This is a genomic window from Falsiroseomonas sp. RANM36 (assembly GCF_056682175.1).
This window is the reverse complement of sequence record NZ_JBWXTD010000004.1, coordinates 565927-570332: the sequence shown is the minus strand read 5'-3', so window position 1 is coordinate 570332 and position 4406 is coordinate 565927. Positions and strand designations below refer to the sequence as shown.

The following is a 4406-nucleotide window of genomic DNA, read 5'->3' as shown; positions in this document are numbered from 1 at the left end:
GCGGGGGCCCCGGGGGCCCGGGGGGCCGGGGGGGGGCCCCCCCCCCCCCCCGGGCCCGCCCCCCCCGGGGGGGGGGCGGCGGCGGCGGGCACCGCCTCCTCCAGCGTGCCGGCGACCTCGTGCGGCACGCCATGCGCGGCCAGCGTCGCGGCCAGCAGCGGCGCGTCGCGGCCGATCAGCACGGCGCGGGCGATGCGCGGGAAGAACGGCGCCAGCCCCTCGATCCCGCCCTCCTTGGCGATACCGCCGGCGATCCACACCACGCGCTCGTAGGACGCCAGCGCACGCGCCGCGCTGTCCGCATTGGTCGCCTTGCTGTCGTTCACGAAACGCACGCCGCCGAGCGTGCCGACCTGCTCCTGCCGGTGCGGCAGGCCGGGGAACAGCGCCAGCCCGGCCGCGATCTCGCCCGAAGTCAGGCCGAGCTCCCGCGCGACAGCGGCCGCGGCCGCCGCGTTCTGCGCATTGTGGGTGCCGGGCAGGGCAGGGGCGTCGCGCAGCTCGGCGATGACGCCGTCCTCGTCGCGCAGCACGCCATCCTCGGCCCAGATGCCCCCCTCGACCCGCCCGATGCCCGAGATCGGCACCAGCCGCGCCCGGATCCGCGCGCCGAGCGCGCGCGTGGCCGCATCGTCCTGGCCGAGCACGGCCAGGTCCGCCGGCTCCTGCCTGGCGAAGATCTCCGCCTTCGCAGCGGCATAGCCCGCCATGCTGCCATGGCGATCGAGATGGTCGGCGCTGAGATTCAGCATCACAGCGCCGTTGAAGCGGATCGTCGCGATTCGCTCCAACATGTAGGACGACATTTCGAGGGTATAGACGCCCTCATCCCCCAACATCTTGAGGCCGAGCGCGGGCGGGCCGAGATTGCCGCCGACCTCCGAGACCCGCCCCGCGCCGCGCAGGAGATGGTGGATCAGCGCCGTGGTGGTGGACTTGCCGTTGGTGCCGGTGACGCCGACGAAGCGGGCCGCGCTGCCGGCCGCGCGCACCGCGCGGAACAGGAACTCGGCATCGCAGAGGATCGGCACGCCCGCCGCCTCCGCCCGCGCCGCGGCGGGATGCGGGCGCGGCAGCCGGTGCGGGATGCCGGGAGAGAGCAGCAACGCGTCGAAGCGGAACGATCCGGCTGCCGGATCGCGCACCGCCAGCCCGGCTTCCGCCGCCGCCTGCCGCGCGGCCTCGCCATCGTCCCAGGCGGTGACCTCCGCCCCCCAGGCCGCCAGCCGCGCCGCTGCCGGCAGCCCCGCGCGGCCGAGTCCCACCACCGCGATCCGCTGCCCGGCAAAGGGAGTGAAGCCGGACGGCTCGCTCATCGGATCTTCAGCGTCGAGAGCCCGACCAGCGCGAGCACCATGGCGATGATCCAGAACCGGATGACGATGGTGGGCTCGGCCCAGCCCTTCTTCTCGAAATGGTGGTGCAGCGGCGCCATCAGGAAGACGCGCCGGCCGGTGCGCTTGAACCAGAAGACCTGGATGACGACCGAGAGCGTCTCCACCACGAACAGGCCGCCGACGATCGCCAGCACGATCTCGTGCTTCGTCGCCACCGCCACCGCGCCGAGCGCGCCGCCGATCGAGAGGCTGCCGGTGTCGCCCATGAAGACCTTGGCGGGCGGCGCGTTGAACCACAGGAAGCCGAGCCCCGCGCCGATCAGGGCGGAGAGGAACACCGCGAGCTCGCCGGTGCCCGGCACGAAATGCAGCTGCAGGTAGTCGGCGAAGACGCGGTTGCCGACCAGATAGGCGATGAAGGCGAAGACGCCGGCGGCGATCATCACCGGCACGATGGCCAGCCCGTCCAGCCCGTCGGTCAGGTTCACCGCGTTGGAAGCCCCCATCATCACCAGCGTGGCGAAGATCGGGAACAGCAGGCTGAGCGGCACCAGCACTTCCTTGAACACCGGCACCGCGAGGGTGGTGGAGAGCGGGTCGGGCAGCAGCACCATCATCCAGATCGCCGCCGCCAGCCCGATCAGCCCCTGCGCGACCAGCTTCTGCCGGCCCGAGACACCCTTGGTGTTGCGCTTGGTGACCTTCAGCCAGTCATCGGCGAAGCCGAGCGCGCCGTAGCCCAGCGTCACCATCAGCACGGCCCAGACATAGCCGTTGCGCAGATCGGCCCAGAGCAGGGTGGAGCTGACCAGCCCGATCAGGATCAGCACGCCGCCCATGGTCGGCGTGCCCTTCTTGGTCAGCAGGTGGCTCTGCGGCCCGTCCTCGCGGATCGGCTGGCCGCCATTCTGCGTCGCGCGCAGATAGCGGATCAGCCACGGCCCCAGCATCAGCGACAGCGCGAGCGCCGTCATGCAGGCCGCGCCCGCGCGGAAGGTCAGGTAGCGGAACAGGTTGAAAAGCTGGAACTCGTCGGCCAGCGGCGACAGCAGGTTGAAGATCACGGAACCACTCCCGCGCCCTGCGCGCCTGCCTTGCCGTCGAGCGCCTTGAGCGCCGCGACGACAAGCGCCATCCGGCTGCCGAGCGAGCCCTTCACCACCACCGCGTCGCCCGGCCGCAGCGCCGCCGCCACCACCGGCGCCAACGCCGCGCTGTCCGGCGCATGCGCGCCACGCTTCGCCTGCGGCAGCGCCTCATACAGGTGGCGCATCAGCGGGCCGCAGGCATAGACCAGGTCCGCCGCCGCCGCGACATCCGGGGCAAGCTCCGCATGCATGGCAGGTCCGCCCGGCCCGAGCTCCAGGATGTCGCCGAGCACGACGATCCGCCGCGCCGCGTTCTGCACGCGCAGGACGGAGAGCGCGGCCCGGATCGATGCGGCGGAGGCGTTGTAGCTGTCGTCGAGCAGCAGCGCCTCGCCGCCCGGCAGCGCGAGCCGTACGCGCGCCCCACGGCCGGCCCCCACATCGAAGCCGGAGAGCGCCTCGGCCGCCACCACCGCGTCGCCGCCCATGGCATGCACCGCCGCGATCGCCGCGCAGGCATTCATCGCCAGATGCAGGCCCGGCGCGCCGAGATGCACGGACAGCGGCAGCCCGTCCATCAGCAGCCGCGCCGTGCCGCGTTCCGGCTCCGCCACGTAGTCCGTGAGCTGGATCTCGGCCCGCGCGCTCTCGCCGAAGGTCAGCACCGTCGCCCGTGCTTCCTTCGCGCGTTCCAGCAGGCGCGGCAGGAAGGGCGTGTCGGCGGGCAGCACCGCGGCGCCGCCGGGCTCGAGCCCCGCCAGGATGTCCGCCTTCTCCTCCGCGATCGCCGCCTGGCTGCCCAGCCGCCCGATATGCGAGGTGCCGATGGTCGTGATCACCACCACATGCGGCCGCGCCAGGCGCGACAGCGGCGCGATCTCGCCGCGGCTGTTCATGCCGATCTCGACGATCGCGAAGGCGGCGTCCCGCGGAAGGCGCGCGAGCGTGAGCGGCACGCCCCAATGGTTGTTGTAGCTCGCCGCGGCGGCGTGGGTCGGGCCGAGCGCGCTGCAGGCGGTGCGCAGCATCTCCTTCGTCGTCGTCTTGCCGACGCTGCCGGTCACGCCGATGACGCGCGCCCCGCTGCGCGCCCGCGCCGCGGCGCCAAGCGCGCGCAGTCCCGCCAGCGTGTCGGCCACGCGCAGCAGCGGCGCATCGGCCGCGACGCCCGGCGGGTCGCGATCCACCATCGCGGCGACGGCGCCCTTGGCCAGCGCCTCGGCGACGAAATCATGCCCGTCGCGGGCGTCGCGCAGCGCCACGAACAGGTCGCCCGGCTGCAGGCTGCGCGTGTCGATCGAGACGCCGGTCGCGCCGATCTCCTGCGCCAGCGTGCCGCCCGTTGCGGCGCGCAGCTCCGTCGCGGTCCAGAGCGCGCTCATGCCGCGGCCCCGCCGGGGAAGGCCAGGCCGCGCACCACGCCGACATCGTCGAAGGGATGCGTCATGCCGCCGATCGTCTGTCCGCTCTCATGGCCCTTGCCGGCCACGGCGAGCACGTCTCCGGGGCCGAGCGCCGCCAGCGCGCGGCCGATCGCCGTCGCGCGCTCGCCCGCATCGACGCCGCCCGGGCAGCCCGCCAGCACCGCGGCGCGGATCGCCGCCGGATCCTCGCTGCGCGGGTTGTCGTCGGTCACCCAGCAGACATCGGCGAGCTTCGCGCAGGCCGCGCCCATCAGCGGCCGCTTGCCGGGGTCGCGGTCGCCGCCGGCGCCGAACAGCACATGCAGCTTCGCCCCCGGCGCCACATGCGGCCTGAGGGCCGCCAGCAGCCGCTCCAGCGCGTCGGGCGTATGCGCATAGTCCACATAGACCGCCGCGCCATGGCCGAGCTTCGCCGCGAGTTCCATCCGCCCGCGCACGCCGGAAAGGCTGGGCAGCAGCGCGACGGCGCGGGCCCGCCCCCTACCCCGCCGCGCCCCCCCCGCCCGCCCCCGCCAGGCCCTTTGCGCCCGGCCGCGGCCGGGGCGGGGGGGGCAGCC

General features: G+C 74.1%; 4 protein-coding genes. All 4 read right to left on the bottom strand.

All coding sequences use genetic code 11. From position 1 onward, the window contains the following. Positions 1–1316, bottom strand: a 1316-nt coding sequence (murD, locus tag AC1MIR_RS16510; RefSeq protein WP_480029274.1) for a UDP-N-acetylmuramoyl-L-alanine--D-glutamate ligase, incomplete at its 3' end; no start/stop codon positions are given. Beyond that, positions 1313–2401 carry a phospho-N-acetylmuramoyl-pentapeptide-transferase gene (gene mraY, locus AC1MIR_RS16505; RefSeq protein WP_480029273.1) on the bottom strand — a complete coding sequence of 363 codons (1089 nt, stop codon included), beginning with the start codon at positions 2399–2401 and terminating at the stop codon, positions 1313–1315. The genes mraY and murD, both read right to left, overlap by 4 nt. Next, a complete protein-coding gene (locus AC1MIR_RS16500; protein WP_480029272.1) occupies positions 2398–3807 on the bottom strand; it encodes a UDP-N-acetylmuramoyl-tripeptide--D-alanyl-D-alanine ligase in 1410 nt (469 codons plus the stop codon). The genes mraY and AC1MIR_RS16500 overlap by 4 nt, the downstream gene beginning before the upstream one ends. Next, positions 3804–4406, bottom strand: a 603-nt coding sequence (locus AC1MIR_RS16495; RefSeq protein WP_480029271.1) for a glutamate ligase domain-containing protein, incomplete at its 5' end; no start/stop codon positions are given. The genes AC1MIR_RS16500 and AC1MIR_RS16495, both read right to left, overlap by 4 nt.

What these genes read in the sequence shown, in the direction of transcription:
- AC1MIR_RS16500 (WP_480029272.1), bottom strand. Translation starts at nt 3,807, where the DNA reads ATGAGCGCGCTCTGGACCGCGACGGAGCTGCGCGCCGCAACGGGCGGC.